The 13,996-nt window shown below is 66.5% G+C and carries 12 protein-coding genes; 4 read left to right on the top strand and 8 right to left on the bottom strand.

Annotation, left to right across the window (positions count from 1 at the left end):
- Positions 1 to 5 precede the first annotated feature (5 nt).
- Positions 6 to 1,673, top strand: coding sequence for a methyl-accepting chemotaxis protein (locus IB243_RS10330; RefSeq protein ID WP_010465065.1), 1,668 nt, complete (start codon positions 6 to 8; stop codon positions 1,671 to 1,673).
- Between the two features lie 225 nt (positions 1,674 to 1,898).
- The gene (locus IB243_RS10325; protein WP_192426777.1) at positions 1,899 to 2,486 is read left to right on the top strand and encodes a hemerythrin domain-containing protein; all 588 of its coding nucleotides are present in this window, start codon (positions 1,899 to 1,901) and stop codon (positions 2,484 to 2,486) included.
- A 159-nt stretch (positions 2,487 to 2,645) separates the two neighbouring features.
- Here the strand turns inward: IB243_RS10325 and IB243_RS10320 are convergent, their stop codons facing one another.
- Entirely contained in the window at positions 2,646 to 3,749 is a 1,104-nt protein-coding gene (locus tag IB243_RS10320; protein ID WP_192426776.1) for an alkene reductase, read from the bottom strand.
- Positions 3,750 to 3,905: 156 nt separating this feature from the next.
- Here IB243_RS10320 and IB243_RS10315 point away from each other — a divergent pair, with 156 nt between their 5' ends.
- Positions 3,906 to 5,132, top strand: coding sequence for a YbfB/YjiJ family MFS transporter (locus IB243_RS10315; protein WP_192426775.1), 1,227 nt, complete (start codon positions 3,906 to 3,908; stop codon positions 5,130 to 5,132).
- Positions 5,133 to 5,134: 2 nt separating this feature from the next.
- Here the strand turns inward: IB243_RS10315 and gstA are convergent, their stop codons facing one another.
- The 7 genes from gstA to IB243_RS10280 form a co-directional block, all read right to left on the bottom strand.
- Positions 5,135 to 5,743 (bottom strand): glutathione transferase GstA, encoded by a 609-nt coding sequence (gene gstA, locus IB243_RS10310; protein ID WP_010465072.1) that lies wholly within the window; start codon positions 5,741 to 5,743, stop codon positions 5,135 to 5,137.
- A 91-nt stretch (positions 5,744 to 5,834) separates the two neighbouring features.
- Positions 5,835 to 6,605, bottom strand: a complete 771-nt coding sequence (locus IB243_RS10305; protein WP_192426774.1) for a class II aldolase/adducin family protein — start codon at positions 6,603 to 6,605, stop codon at positions 5,835 to 5,837.
- Between the two features lie 260 nt (positions 6,606 to 6,865).
- Positions 6,866 to 7,582, bottom strand: coding sequence for a putative Ig domain-containing protein (locus IB243_RS10300; RefSeq protein WP_192426773.1), 717 nt, complete (start codon positions 7,580 to 7,582; stop codon positions 6,866 to 6,868).
- Positions 7,579 to 9,285 (bottom strand): tail fiber domain-containing protein, encoded by a 1,707-nt coding sequence (locus IB243_RS10295; RefSeq protein WP_192426772.1) that lies wholly within the window; start codon positions 9,283 to 9,285, stop codon positions 7,579 to 7,581. The genes IB243_RS10300 and IB243_RS10295 overlap by 4 nt, the downstream gene beginning before the upstream one ends.
- A 14-nt stretch (positions 9,286 to 9,299) precedes the next feature.
- Entirely contained in the window at positions 9,300 to 10,883 is a 1,584-nt protein-coding gene (locus tag IB243_RS10290) for a tail fiber domain-containing protein (protein WP_192426771.1), read from the bottom strand.
- A 200-nt stretch (positions 10,884 to 11,083) separates the two neighbouring features.
- On the bottom strand, positions 11,084 to 11,548 hold the full coding sequence (locus IB243_RS10285; RefSeq protein WP_192426770.1) for a carboxymuconolactone decarboxylase family protein: 465 nt from the start codon (positions 11,546 to 11,548) through the stop codon (positions 11,084 to 11,086).
- Between the two features lie 146 nt (positions 11,549 to 11,694).
- Entirely contained in the window at positions 11,695 to 12,606 is a 912-nt protein-coding gene (locus IB243_RS10280) for an RNA polymerase sigma-70 factor (RefSeq protein ID WP_192426768.1), read from the bottom strand.
- 384 nt (positions 12,607 to 12,990) lie between these two features.
- Between IB243_RS10280 and IB243_RS10275 the strand changes: the two genes are divergently transcribed.
- Positions 12,991 to 13,866, top strand: coding sequence for an ABC transporter substrate-binding protein (locus IB243_RS10275; protein ID WP_225584881.1), 876 nt, complete (start codon positions 12,991 to 12,993; stop codon positions 13,864 to 13,866).
- The last annotated feature ends 130 nt before the right edge of the window (positions 13,867 to 13,996 follow it).

The following is a 13,996-nucleotide window of genomic DNA, read 5'->3' as shown; positions in this document are numbered from 1 at the left end:
AGATCATGAATCTCTTCTCGCTCATGCGGCAGTTCACCATACGTTTGCGCATGCTGGGGGCCATTGGCGTGGTGCTGGGCCTGCTGGGACTGCTGGGAGGGGCGGGCATGCTGGGCATGTTCCGCATCCACGCGATGAGCGAGGACTTCACCAACAACTCCTTCGCCAAGGTGGGCTACATGGCGGAGTTGCGCGGCGAGATGGGGGCCATCCGCCAGTTCGAGAAGGACATGATCATCGGCTACGAAAAGCCGGAGGCCGTAAAGGCCTCGCACGCCAAATGGCTGGAAAGCCAGGACAAGGCCAAGAAGATTGCGGCCAAGTTTCTGGAGGGCGATGAGGATGCCGACAACGTCGTGGTGCGCAACATTGTGAAGCGCCTGGACAGCTACCGCGAACTGTTCGCCCATGTGGCCCGCCAGCTGGAGGCCAGTGGCTACGACACGGCCACCATCGCCAACCGCATGAGCGGCAAGGCCGTGGCCGAATTCGACCAGGCCGACAAGCTGGTGGGAGAACTCGACGCCGTGCTGCGCGCCGATGTCGCCAAGGCCGTGGAGCAGCAGGGCCAGGTGTCCAACGAGACGAAATGGCTGTTTGTGCTGGCCGTGCTGATCACCGTGCTGGTGGTGGTGCCCACCACGCTGATGAACATGAACTCGATCTGCCGCCCCCTGGAAGACGCACGCAAGATGGCGCAGGCCATTGCGGGGGGCGACCTCTCGCAGCACATTGCTGCCGAGGGCAAGGACGAAGTGGCCGATCTGCAGCGCGCGCTGCGCGACATGCAGCAGGGCCTGGGAGCATTGGTGGCGCAAGTGCGCGATGCCAGCGGCAACATCGCCACGGCCAGCCAGGAGATCGCCACCGGCAACCAGGACCTGTCCCAGCGCACCGAGCAGACGGCCAGCAACGCCCAGGAGGCCGTGTCTTCGCTGTCGCAGCTCACCGCCACGGTGCAGCAGACAGCGTCGTCGTCGCAGATGGCCAACCAGCTGGCGGCATCGGCCTCCAGCACCGCTACGCGCGGTGGTTCTGTGGTGGAGCAAGCCGTGGCCAGCATGCACGAGATATCGGCGTCGAGCCGCAAGATCGGCGACATCATTGGCCTGATCGACTCCATTGCCTTCCAGACCAACATCCTGGCGCTGAACGCCGCCGTGGAAGCCGCCCGTGCAGGTGAGCAGGGCCGGGGCTTTGCCGTGGTGGCCAGCGAAGTGCGCAGCCTGGCCCAGCGCTCGGCGGCTGCGGCCAGTGACATCAAGGGCCTGATCCAGAGCAGCGTGACGGCGGTGGACGGCGGTGTGCGCCATGTGGAAGACGCGGGCACGGCGATGAAGGACATCGTGAGCAGCGTGCAGCGCGTGGGCGACATCATTGGCGAGATCACGGCGGCTGCGTCCGAGCAGTCGGCCGGCATTGGCCAGGTGAACCAGTCGGTGGGCGAAATCGACCGCATGACCCAGCAGAATGCGGCGCTGGTGGAAGAGTCCGCCGCCGCTGCCGAGTCGCTGCGGGAGCAGGCGGCGCGGCTGTCGCAGGTGGTGCAGCAGTTCCGCCTCGCGGAGGCCATGGGGCATGGCCACCCTGCCCACCGCAGCAGCAGCGTGGCGGCGCCTTATGCAGAGTCTCAGGCGCTGGCTTCCCCCGCGCAGGCGCGGCTGGCACGCTGATCCGGCAACGTTGAGCGTCCCTTTGCGGGGGCCGGCATCGAAGGCCCTGCAGTGTCGGCTTGCAGGGCCTTTTGCGTTCAGAGCGCAGACCAGCTCTTCGCGAGCGGGTGTGCTCGCAGGGCCCTGGGCACGCGTGCAGGTCGCTGTCCATTTATTGACCTGCGTCATGGGTGTGCATGGCGCCGCGTGGCACCCTCGGGCTGTGTCTAACCTCTGGAGTGCGCCATGCCATCGATCAGCCTGCGGACCATTCGCGAAGAGCATGCATCGCTTGCGGCCGTGCTCCATTCCTTGCGCCTGATGCTCGACCAGGGCCCGGGCGATGAGCCTGCCGCGTTCTTTGACGTGATGCGGGCCATGCTGTTCTATATCGACGAGTTTCCCGAGCGGCAGCACCACCCCAAGGAATCGCAATGGCTGTTCCCCAAGGTGGCCGAGCGTGCACCCCAGGCCGCCGAGGCCATTGCGCAGCTGGAGCGTGACCACGAAGGCGGCGAGGCGGCAGTGCGCGAGCTGCAGCACCTTTTGCTGGGCTGGGAGCTGATGGGCGATGCACGCCGCGAGGTTTTTGCCGAGGCGCTGCTGCGCTATGTGCGCTTTTACCTGGACCATATGCGCGTGGAAGAAACCGTGGTGCTGCCTGCGGCACAGGAGTGCCTGCAGCCTGGCGACTGGGCGGCCATCGATGCGGCCTTTGCCAGCAACACCAACCCCTTGGCGCCCGGCAAGCCACGTGATGCGGCGTATGACCGCCTGTTCACCCGGATCGTGATGCGGGCGCCAAGCCCTATTGGACTTGGAAGCCCCTCCTGAGTCGTCTGCGGCGCCCTCCCTCTCAAGGGGGACTCCGCCAGCGCACGCCAGCGAAGCGCCGCCCGTGCGGCTCGGTGGCCCCTTGCGCGGCGGCCGCTGGCAGAGCGCTACGCCAGTTGCCGGGGGCGGGGATGAGCGCGTCGCAATGCGCGAATCATTTCATGCAGTCAGTGCGGGATAGTCCGTATACCCCTCGGCACCACCACCGTAGAGCGTGGCGCGGTTTACTTCGTTGAGCGGTGCGTTGGCTTGCAGGCGCGTCACCAGGTCGGGGTTGGCGATGAAGGGGCGGCCAAAGGCCACGATGTCGGCGCAGTGGGCCAGGGCTGCGTCAGCCAGCTCGCGGGTGTAGGCGTTGTTGACCATCCACGCACCCAGACCACCGGCTGCACGGTATGCCGTCTTGAGTGCGACGTAGTCAAATGGACGGCCTTCCACCTCGCGCGGGCCGCCGGTGGCGCCTTCGATGATGTGCACATAAGCCAGGCCCAACGGACCCAGCTGGCGCACCACGTAGTCAAACAGCGGCTGGGGGTCCGCGTCCACGATGTCGTTGGCGGGCGTGACGGGGGACAGGCGGATGCCCGTGCGGCCACCGCCGATTTCCTCGACGATGGCGCGGGTCACTTCGAGCAGCAGACGGGCGCGGTTGGCAATGCTGCCGCCGTAGTCGTCGGTGCGCTGGTTGGCACCGGTCTTGAGGAATTGGTCGATCAGGTAACCGTTGGCCGCATGGATCTCGACGCCATCAAAGCCTGATGCAATCGCATTGCGGGCGGCATGGCGGTAGTCCTGCACGATGCCGGGGATTTCCTCGGCCTTGAGCGCGCGGGGCTCGGAGGTTTCTGTGAAGGTGGGCACGCCTTCTTTGATCAGCACCGTCTTGGTGTGCGCGCGGATGGCCGAAGGTGCCACCGGGTGGGCATTGCCCGGCTGCAGGTCGGTGTGCGACACACGGCCCACATGCCATAGCTGAACCACGATCTTGCCGTCCGCCGCATGCACAGCGTGGGTCACTTTTTTCCAGCCGTCGAGCTGCTCGGTGCCGTACAGGCCGGGCACGTCGGCATAGCCTTGGGCCTGGGGGCTGATGGCCGTGGCCTCGGAGATGATCAGCCCGGCGCTGGCGCGCTGCGCATAGTAGGTGGCGACCAGATCGGTGGGGATCGCCTCGGGCGAGCGGTTGCGCGTCAGCGGCGCCATGGCAACGCGGTTGGCCAGTTGGAGGTCGCCCGCGCGGATGGGGTCAAACAAAGAGGTCATGGGGCAGGTCCTGAAAAGGTTCGTGCGGAAAAGCAGCCTCGCAGCTTAATGCTGCAGCGCAAAACGTGCAGCACACTGGCGTCAACAAGGGTTCCGGTTTTGTGTTAGCCCATGGCCTAGTGTGGTGTTGAGCCCCTTGCGTGAAAATGGGCCGCTATGTCTGCGCCACTGCCTTTGGCCTTCTCCTTTGCATCTCCGTGGCGCAGCCTGTGGCTGGCGGTGGCTTTGTCGATGGGTGCCGCCCTGTCGCTGGGCATCACGCGGTTTGCCTATGCCTTGCTGCTGCCGCCCATGCGCGAAGACCTGGGCTGGTCCTACACGCTGGCGGGGGCCATGAACACGGTGAATGCCCTGGGCTATCTGCTGGGCGCGTTGGCCACACCCTGGCTCTTGCGGCGCCTGGCCCCGGGTGCCGTGCTGATGGTGGGGGCGGTGATGGCCACGGTGTTCATGGGCTTGAGCGGATTCTTCACGCAGGCGGCGCCGCTGCTGGTGCAACGCTTGTTGGCGGGTGGGGCCAGTGCCCTGGTGTTCATTGCGGGGGGCCTGCTGGCGGCGCGGTTGGGGGCCCAGGTGCCGGGACGCAGCGGCTTGTTGCTGGGCCTGTACTACGGCGGCACGGGTTGGGGTATCAGCCTGTCGGCCCTGCTGGTGCCTGCGGTGTTGGCAGTGGCCCCCGCGCCGCACAGCTGGACATGGGCGTGGTGGGCGTTGGCGCTGGCCTGCGTGGGGGCCACGGCGGCATTGCTGTGGCCCGCGCGGGTGTTGAGCGGTTTGGCAGCGCCCGTGGCCGGCGGAGCCGGGGCAACATCCGCAGCCACAGTGCCCGAGCGGGTGCGCTGGCGGGCACTGGCCCCTGCGTTGCTCGGCTATGGCCTGTTTGGCGTGGGCTACATCGGCTACATGACCTTTGTGGTGGCCCTGTTGCGTGATCAGGGCCGGGGTGCGGGCGAGGTGACACTGTTTTATGCCTTGCTCGGGCTGGCTGTGGTGGCGTCGTCGCGCGTCTGGGCCGGGCTGCTGGACCGCAGCCACGGTGGCGAAGCACTGGCGCGGCTGAATGCGCTGCTGGGTGTGGCCACCATCCTGCCTGCGCTGACGGGGGCCTGGCCGGTGGTGCTGGCCTCGGGCCTGTTGTTTGGTGGGGTGTTTTTGTCGGTGGTGGCGTCTACCACGGCCCTGGTGCGGCACAACCTGCCGCAGGCGCTGTGGGCCAGCGGTATCAGCGCCTTCACCATCGTCTTCGCGGCCGGCCAGATCGTCGGGCCCACGGTGGTCGGCTGGATCGCCGACGGCCCCGGCGGCCTGGCGCGCGGGCTGGTGTTCTCGGCCTGCGCGCTGTGGGTGGGGGCGCTGGTGGCTTCGCGCCAGCGCCCGCTCTAGCGTTACTTCAGCAAACCTTCGGCTTTCATCGCCGCTTGCACGGCAGGACGTGCGCCCACGCGATCCCGGTAAGCCGCCAGATTTGCCAGGCCGGAGATGTCGAGGTTGGTCGGCTTCGTCCAGCTGGTCACGGTGAACAAATAGCCATCGGCCACGGTGAATTGATCACCCATCAGGTACTGCTTGCCCGCCAGCTGGCTATCCACCCACTGCAGCCGATCCAGCAGCTTTTCGCGGGCCATGGCTTTGTACTCCTCGGGTGTGGCCGGGTTGAACAGCGGGCTGAAGCCGCGGTGCAGCTCCATGCCGGTGAAGGTCAGCCACTCTTGCAGGCGGTAGCGCTGCAGCGTGCCGTTTTGCGGCGCGAGCATTTTCTGAGGCACCTGGTCGGCGATGTACTGCACGATGGCCGGGCCCTCGCGCAGGCGGGTGCCGTCGTCCAGTTCCAGCATGGGCACGTAGCCCAGTGGGTTGATGCCGTAGTAGTCGGTGCCGTCTTGCAGCTTGTGGCTCTTGGTGCTGGCCAGCACCGGCGTGAAGGCGAGGCCTGCTTCGTGCAGGGCGATGTGCGGGGACAGAGAACAGGCGCCGGGCGAGTAGTACAGCTTCATGGAGGATCCTTCGGGAGTAGTCAGGAGGCACCGATCCTATGCCTTGGGCGCGTTCGCCGCTGGCAGATTCTTTTTTCCCCGTGGGAGGGCCTTAGCTGTCGTACCCCGGCGCCTCGCGCTGCACCTTGCGCAGCAGCGCTGGCCAGGCGAACGCGCCGCCCAGGCCCCCGGTTTGCACGCGCATGGCCTGGGCCACGCCGCTCACGATCTGCGGGTTCACGGCCGTGAGCTCGCCGCCTGCCTGGGCATCGATCTGGATGCGGCAGGTGTTCTCGAAGGTGTACATCGACAGGAACGCGTCGGCAATGGTCTTGCCCACGGTGAGCAGGCCGTGGTTGCGCAGCATGAGGAAGTTGGCCTCGCCCAGGTCGGCCTGCAGGCGCGGCTTTTCCTCGTCGCGAAAGGCTACGCCCTCGTACCCGTGGTACGCCAGCGAGCCCAGCACGAAGGTGCTCTGCTGGCTGATGGGAAGCACGCCGCCCTTCTGCGCGCTAACGGCCACACCGGCGCGGGTGTGGGTGTGCAACACGCAGCCCGCATCGGGCCGCGCCTCGTGCACGGCGCTGTGGATGACGAAGCCCGCCGGGTTCACGGGGAAGGGCGATTCGTGGAGCTTGTTGCACAACATGTCCACCTTGATCAGGCTCGACGCCGTGATCTCTTCGAACATCAGGCCGTAGGGGTTGATGAGGAACTGGTGCTCCGGGCCCGAGACCGACTCGGGCAGCTTGGCGCTGATGTGGGTGAAGACCAGGTCGCTCCAGCCATAGAGCGCAACGAGCCGGTAGCAGGCGGCCAGGTCGCAGCGCAGCTGCCATTCTTCGGGGCTGACGCTTTCTTGCAGGGAAGGAATGTTGAGCATGGTGGTGTCTCCGGTTTTTTGTAGGGATGGGAGACGCCACTGTAGGGCGGTGTTGCGCCAGGGTCTGTCAGGCAGGCTACACCTGAGGCACTTCGGGGCCGCTTGGCGGCCCTGTGGCCCAGGAGCCGCCAAGCACGGGTCTGGCCGTGACGTGGAACGGCGGTGCCGGGTCCCTACTGGCGCAGGGACCCGGCAACCCGGCCTTGTCGGGCAGCAGGCGTAGGCGTGTCTGGGCCGCCTATGCGCCCGGTGCCGGTGCGTCAGTACCGCTGCCGCTGCCGAAGTTGACGCCGTCCCAGCCAGGCCAATCCCAGCGCAGCGAGGGCCAGCATCCAGGGGTCGTTGACCGGAATCGTGGCAGTGGCCGCGACGCTGATGTTCAGCGTGATGACTGAGGACAGGCCGTTGGCATCCGTGACCCGGATGACCAGGATGTAGTTGCCCAGGGTGGTGGGTGTGCCGGTCAGCATGCCGCTGGCGCTGAGTGACATGCCCGGTGGCAAGGCGCCCGAGTTGATGACAAAGGTGTAGGGGCCTGTTCCTCCCGTCACCTGGATCTGTCCGCTGTACGGCGTGTTGACGACGAGTCCGGGTGGCGGGGTGATGACCAGCGCACTGGTCACGGCGCCCGTGCCTGTCAGGTCCACCTCGCGGCCCAGGAAGTCGGACACCGTGATGGTGAAGCTGTAGGCCGCCGCGGTGGTGGGGGTGCCCGTGAGGGCGCCGCCAGCCGACAGGCTCAGGCCGGCAGGTAGCATGCCGGTGCTGACCAGGAACTGGTACGGCGCCACACCATTGCTGCCCACGAAGGTCACGCTGTACGGCACGCCCTGCACCGGGACGGGAATGGTGGAGGGCGTGACGTTGATGCTCTGGGCTGCGGCTGCAGCACTCCACAACAGCAGGCCGACGGTCCCTGCTCCCGCAAGGAGGTACCGGCACCAGGTGGCTGCAGCCCGCGCTGCGCGGGCCATCATCGCGCGCCTCCGCGATTGCGTTCAAGCTGCCGTTCCAGGGACGAGAGGCGTTCCGCCAGGGCCAGGAGTTCCTCATCCTTGGCGGCCAGCTTCTGGTGCAAGGCCTGGACCGTGGCGGCCGCAAGGCCTGCGACATCGCTGGGCGCAAGCGTCTGCGGGCTTGCTCCCACCTTGAAGCGGTGGTGCACATCCTCGGCCATGGGCCCCAGATGCAGGCTGGCGTTGAGGTCGCTCAGATAGCGCCAGGCATACAGCGGCAGGTTCAACACTTCGCCGAGGACGGTGTGGACCGGGGCGGGGCTGATGTCGTGTTTGAGCGTACGGCTGGAGCCCTGGCTGAGCGTGCCAGCCACCACCAGGCCGCCGCCTGCCTGCATCGACAGTGCATTGCTGCCACTGCCGCTGGGCGCCAGGCTGAATGCCGAGCCTGTGGCGTGCTGGGTCCAGTACGCAGTGCCCGTGCCATGTGCAAGCCGCGCAGCGATGGCGCCGTTGTTCTGCAGCTCCATCTGCATGCGCGCGGCAGAGGCAGCGGTCGTCGTGTTGTCGACCAGCAAGGTGCCGGAGCCGTCGGCGCGCCGGAGGTTCAGCGATGCCACGGGGCGCGGAGTCCCCATGCCGACGTTGCCATTGCCGGCAATGTCGAGGCTGGAGTGTGGAGCGCCAGGGCGGATGCGCAGAGGCAGGCGCGAGCCGCCCGTGACGTCGCGCACGAAGAAATTGGCCTCGTTGCCGGCAATGTCCCAGGTCTGGGCCGTGAAGCCGCTGACGTTGCTCTGCTCTTGCCGCAACCCCGGCGTGTCGGTGGACACCACATGCAGGTCCAGCACGGGCACGGCTGTGCGGATGCCTACGCGCCCCTGCGGGTCTACATAGAGGCTGCTGGCCGGTGCGCCAGCCTGCCAGCGCGCGGGGAACCTGGCGCCCGTGACATCTTCGATGCCCATGAAGCTGGCCCCGCCGCTGGCGCTGTCATTGGCGACCAGGGTCCACCGGTTGTTGGGAAACGGTGCAATCCGGGTGTCCCAGAAACCGATGCGGGTGTTGTTCTCCTTCAGCCGCAGGGTGTCGTCGCCAAAAACCTCGCCGTTGACGCAGTCGAATCCCGTGCAGACGCTGCCCTGGACGATTTGGTCGTCGGCGACCACCTCGTCCTTGGTGGACATGCGTGTGCCGGCCCGGGTGGTGGGGGCGGTGGCGCTGCTGTTGTCCGCCGCACCGACCTCGCCCCGGGGCGGCACATCCGGTGGCAGCACGAAAGCACCGCCGGCCACGGATACGTTGCCGCTGAACATGGCGCCACCGGGGCCCACGGGTGCAGCCGGAACCAGGGCCGCAGTGGCATCGTCGGTTCGCACGGCGCTGGTGGTGGGGGCCAGCGTCAGCTCGTAGGTGTAGCGCCCGTCGGGCAGGGGTGTGTCTTGCAGCGAGAACACCAGGGGGCTGCGCAGCACGATGTCTTGCTGCGGCGCCTCGCCCTCGCGTGCGATGCGCAGCACGGCGCGGCCATGGGGCGCGGCGGGGGTCCACTCGAGCCGCTGGGCCAAGAGGCGGGCGGTGATTGCAGCGGCACCGGGGGTGTCGCCCGGTTGTTGTGCCTGCACGCTTTGGCACAGCAGCGACGCTGCGAGCGCGGTAGCTATCAGCAGGGCCGCGGCGCGCGGCTGCTGCCGGGCCTGCAGGGGTGTGTGGCGGTAGGGCATGGCTGGCAACCCCTTCAACGCGCGGGCTTGGCGGGGGCCGCCATCTGTGCTTCGAGCAGCGAGATACGGGCCCGGATCGCTGCGATGTCTGCCTCGCGCTCGGTCACCTTGCGTGCGAGTTCCTGCACGGCCCCCAGGGTCACGCCGGCGAGGTCGCCGGGGGCCAGGCTCTTGTCGTCCTGGCCGAGCTGGAAGATCTTGCGGAAGTCCTCGGCCATGGGGCCAACGTGGCGCTCTTGCGTGGGGCTGGACTTGTAGCGCCAGTGGTAGAGCGGCAGGCTCAGCACTTTTTCCAGCAAGGTGGTGCCATTGATGGGCTCGATGCCCGTCTTGAGCGTGCGGCTGGAGCCGGTGCTCAGCGTGCCGGTGATTGCCAGGTTGCCGTTCGCCGCCAGTGTGAACTGCGGTGTGCCCGCGCCCTGCGTGGCCAGCGTGAGGGCCGTGCCAGCGGTCATGTCCCAGCCGGTGGCCGGTGCCGTGGTGAAGCGCAGCGTGGCGGGGCCGTTGTTGGCCAGGTTCAGCAGGGTGCGCTGGGCGGCTGTGCCGTTGGTCTCCTGCACCAGGACCTGGGCGGTCCCGTCGTTGCGCATGACATGCAGCGCGGCGGCCGGCGACGCGATGCCCAGACCGACGTTGCCCGACGCGGCAATGTCCAGGCTGCTGGTGGGCGCTCCAGGGCGGATGCGCAGCGGCAGGCGCGAGCCGCCTGTGAGGTCGCGCACAAAGAAGTTGGCCTCGTTGGAGGCGATATCCCAGGTTTGCGCCGTGAAGCCGCCCGCCGAGGTCTGTTCCAGTCGGACCCCGGGCGTGTCGCCCGTCAGGGCGTGTACGTCCAGCACCGGGGTGGCGGTGCGCAGGCCCAGGTCGCCGCCGGAGCTGACGTAGAGGCTGTTGGTGGGGGCCCCGGCACTGACGCTGAAGACCCGGTTGCCGGTGGTCGCGTCCTCGATGGCGAGGTAGGAGGCGCCGCCCGAGGCGGCGTCGTTGGCCCGGATGCGCCAGTCGTTGGTGGGAAACGGGCTATTGCTCGTGTCCTGGAAGTGGATGATGGGATTGGCTCCCTTCAGCCGCAGCGTGTCAAAACCGAAGGACTCGTTGTTGACGCAATCGAGGCCCGCGCACAGGCTGCCCTGCACGACCAGGTCGTCGGGGATGACCTGATCCTTGGTGGAAAACGTGGTGGTCGCCGACTTGGCGCGGGGCACCGGCACACTGGACTCGGTGCCGCCGACCACCAGCTGGCCCTGGGCCACGACAAAGGAGCCGGACACGATGCGCTGGTGCATGGTGGCCTGGGCCTGTGCGGGATCCATGACGAGCGGAGGATCCAGGCTCAGCTCATAGAAATAGCGCCCGTCGGCCAGGCCGGCCCGCTGGGGCTCCAGCACGATCGGGGCGCGTGGGAACGCCAGGTCGGTGGTGGTGCCGTCAGGGCTTGCCAGTCGCAATTTGCCTGTCCCGTGGGGGGTGTTGGCGGTCCAGATGATGCGCTCGGGCTGGCGTGTCGTGGTGATGGAGGCAACGGGAGCTTGGGCGGCGCACGTGGCGCCGACGAGGCTCGCCATCAGGGCCATCGCGGTTCGGTGCAGGAAGTTCATGGCGGTGGTCTCACAAGCGGGTGGAAGCGCACGGGAACGTTGGCAAGGCATCTTTGCGACGCCAGTTACCCATGGAAACACTTGAGTTTGAGTGACCGGGACTGTGGAGTCAATCCGGAATTGCGCAAGGGAGATGGGTCGGGGCCCAACGCCTCTCCCGCGCGCCAGGGGTGAGGCCGGCCCCTTGTGCCGCAGGGGTGTCAGCCCGCCTCTGGAATGGGCGCGCGCATGCCCGCGTTGATCAAGTTCCACGCATTGATCACGCCAATCGCAAAGCCCAGTTCGGAGATTTCGGCCTCGGTGAAAACGGCCTGCAGCTTGGCGTATTCCTCATCGCTCGCATCGCTGTGGGGCGTGGCGGTGATGATTTCGGCCCAGCGGAACGCGGAGCGTTCACGTTCGCCGAAGAAAGGCGCCTCGCGCCAGCCGGCCACGGCGTTCAGGTGGCGCGGGTCCATGCCGTCCTTGACCAGGTAGGTCCAGTGCATGTCCATGCAGTACGCGCAGCCGTTGATCTGCGAAACGCGCAGAAACACCAGCTCGGCCAGGCGGGCGCCCAGCGGGCCTTTCTTGATGGTTTCCGACAGGCTCACCAGGCCCATGAAGGCCTTGGAAGACAGCTTGTGATAGGGCAGGCGGGCGGTGTGCTGGGTGGTCGATGGCATGGCAGATCCTTGGGTGTAAGTGGCAATGGCCTGGGGTTGAAAACGTTGGGCATGAAGGCTGCGGTGGTGTTGCTGCCTTTCATACTGGTTAGACGTTGCCGGGTCTGCTTCTGTGACACGGGGCCCCAAAAATCCTCAAAATGATTTCACCCCAGCGTGGCAGGGATGCCCGCCAGCTTGTCCGGGTTGCGCACGGCATAGATGGCCACGATGCGCTCGCCATCCGTCACGAACGCCTGCGCCGATTCGATGCGGCCGTCCACATAGCGCAGCAGGCCAGGTTCGCCATTGAGGAGCGCCATGCGGTAGACCACCAGCGCGCCCAGGCGGCGGAACTGCGCCCAGTACAGGTTGGCGATGCGGAACTGCCCCACCAGCGGCTTGGGAAAGGATGGCACCTTGCCGCCGCCGTCGCCAATCAGCTGCGCGTCTTCGCTGAGCAGCGCCTCGATGGCGTTGCGGTCTCCGCTTTGGGCGGCCAGCATGAAGCGCTGCAGCAGCTGGTGGTGCACGGCGTGTGGCACCTCAAAACGTGTGCGCGCCTGCTGCACACGTTCGCTGGCGCGGTGCACCATCTGGCGGCAGGTCGCCTCGCTCTTGCCCAGCTGCGCGGCGATCTCGGGGTAGTCGTAGTCGAACACCTGGCGCAGCAAAAACGCCGCACGCTCTTCCGGCCCCAGGCGCTCCAGCACATACATAAATGCCACCGACAGCTCGCCCGCCAGCTCGGCGGCCGCCTCGGGGGTGTCGTGGTGGTGCGGTGCGTCGCCGTGGTGCAGCTCCACCAGCGGCTCGGGCAGCCACCAGCCCACGTAGGCCTCGCGCTCGGCCTTCAGCGCGCGCAGCCGGTCGATGGCCAGGCGCGTGACCACCGTCACCAGCCAGGCCTCGGCCGACTGCAGTACGGCCACATCCTGGCGGCTCCAGCGCAGCCAGGCGTCCTGCAGCACATCCTCGGCATCGGCGCGCACGCCCAGCATGCGGTAGGCAATGCCGAAGAGGCGAGGGCGCAGAGTGGTGAAGGGGTCGGTGGCGGTGGTGGGTGCAGGGTCGGTCATGGCCAGCTCAAGAATAGTCCGAGGATGATCTCCAGACGGCCCTGCGCCTGGGTTTGTGACACCCTGTTGATGAAAGGGTGTCAGTGCTGCATTTGCTGCAAATTAGATAGCTATTGATACATGTGGGTAAGGCGGTAGGGGCCATCTGGATGCATATTCTTGGGTGGTCGTGATGGTGGGCCTGACCCAGGCTGCCGGGCTTGTGGTGTGCCCCCTCCTTGGTGCACAGATCGACGGTGGTGGTGCGGGATTGGTGAATTCCCTTGATGTCGCGGCCGTTCAATTGCGCTGTGAGAACCTCCAATCTCCGCATGAAAAGCGTCTCTAAAGTCATTCCATCCCATCAGTCGGTGGGAGGGAACAACCGGATTTTTGGAGACCACCATGTTCAATCCAAGCTTGAAAATCAGGAGGCTTCTGGCCTCGTTCGCTGCCGTCACCTGCCTGTCGGCGCTGGGGCTTTCTGCCCATGCCCTGGAGACGGTGGACAAAGGTGCCTTCACCATCGCCTTCTCTGGCGACATGCCTGGCACGGGCTACCAGGACGGCAAGATGGTCGGCTACGACGGCGAGATCCTGCAACGCATTGCCGATGCACTCAAGCTCAAGGTCAAGCCCGCGCTGATGGAATGGTCGGGCACGATTGCCTCGGTGCAATCGAAGCGCGTGGATGTGATGGCAGGCACCATGGGATGGACGGAGCAGCGCTCCAAGATCATGGCGTTGAGTGATCCCATCCACTACTTCAAGAACGGCATCACCCAGTCGGACAAGACGGACTGGAGCAAGCTCAAGGATCTTGAAGGCAAGAAGGTCGGCACCATCACCGGCTTCTCGTTCATCCCCGAGCTGCGCAAGATCAACGGCCTGCAGCTGGCGCTGTACGACACCTCGGACGCCGCCGTGCGCGACCTGCTGGCGGGCCGCATTGACGCGGTGATCGGTGACCCGCCGGTGATGCAGTACGCCATCTCGCAGAACCCACAGTGGAAGGTCAAGTTCAACGCCTTCACTGATGCCTCGCCCGACTACCCGCTGCTGACGGGCTTGGGCCAGGTGGTGTTCGGCTTGAACAAGGACAACCCTGAGCTGCTCAAGGCTGTGAACACTGAGATCGCCAAGCTCTGGGGCAGCTGCGACCTGCGCAAGATCGGCAAAACCTACGGCCTGGTGCAGGACGTCTGGTACATCCCCGTGGGCCAGAACGCCCGTGCCGGTGTTGACCGCTCTGCCGACTGGAAGCTGCCTTCCTGCAAGTGAGTCCCAATTGGGTAGGCCATGACCCCCTGGCCTTGACACGCCGCATGCCCGCCACGCGCAGCATGCGGCTTTTTTATTGCGGGTTCCGGCAGCCTCGCCGGCCCTTCATCTTCTTTTCTTCTTCTTTTTA

The organism is Acidovorax sp. ACV01 (assembly GCF_014851495.1).
Taxonomy (GTDB): domain Bacteria; phylum Pseudomonadota; class Gammaproteobacteria; order Burkholderiales; family Burkholderiaceae_C; genus Acidovorax; species Acidovorax radicis.
Note: the sequence above shows the minus strand (reverse complement) of the source record. Positions and strands in the feature narration are given on the sequence as shown.

Bases quoted from the DNA above. Each gene is read 5' to 3' on its own strand.
- IB243_RS10330 (WP_010465065.1), top strand. From the start codon at position 6: ATGAATCTCTTCTCGCTCATGCGGCAGTTCACCATACGTTTGCGCATG.
- gstA (WP_010465072.1), bottom strand. From the start codon at position 5,743: ATGAAGCTGTACTACTCGCCCGGCGCCTGTTCTCTGTCCCCGCACATC.
- IB243_RS10280 (WP_192426768.1), bottom strand. From the start codon at position 12,606: ATGACCGACCCTGCACCCACCACCGCCACCGACCCCTTCACCACTCTG.
- IB243_RS10300 (WP_192426773.1), bottom strand. From the start codon at position 7,582: ATGATGGCCCGCGCAGCGCGGGCTGCAGCCACCTGGTGCCGGTACCTC.
- IB243_RS10295 (WP_192426772.1), bottom strand. From the start codon at position 9,285: ATGCCCTACCGCCACACACCCCTGCAGGCCCGGCAGCAGCCGCGCGCC.
- IB243_RS10275 (WP_225584881.1), top strand. From the start codon at position 12,991: ATGTTCAATCCAAGCTTGAAAATCAGGAGGCTTCTGGCCTCGTTCGCT.
- IB243_RS10290 (WP_192426771.1), bottom strand. From the start codon at position 10,883: ATGAACTTCCTGCACCGAACCGCGATGGCCCTGATGGCGAGCCTCGTC.
- IB243_RS10305 (WP_192426774.1), bottom strand. From the start codon at position 6,605: ATGCTCAACATTCCTTCCCTGCAAGAAAGCGTCAGCCCCGAAGAATGG.
- IB243_RS10285 (WP_192426770.1), bottom strand. From the start codon at position 11,548: ATGCCATCGACCACCCAGCACACCGCCCGCCTGCCCTATCACAAGCTG.
- IB243_RS10325 (WP_192426777.1), top strand. From the start codon at position 1,899: ATGCCATCGATCAGCCTGCGGACCATTCGCGAAGAGCATGCATCGCTT.
- IB243_RS10315 (WP_192426775.1), top strand. From the start codon at position 3,906: ATGTCTGCGCCACTGCCTTTGGCCTTCTCCTTTGCATCTCCGTGGCGC.
- IB243_RS10320 (WP_192426776.1), bottom strand. From the start codon at position 3,749: ATGACCTCTTTGTTTGACCCCATCCGCGCGGGCGACCTCCAACTGGCC.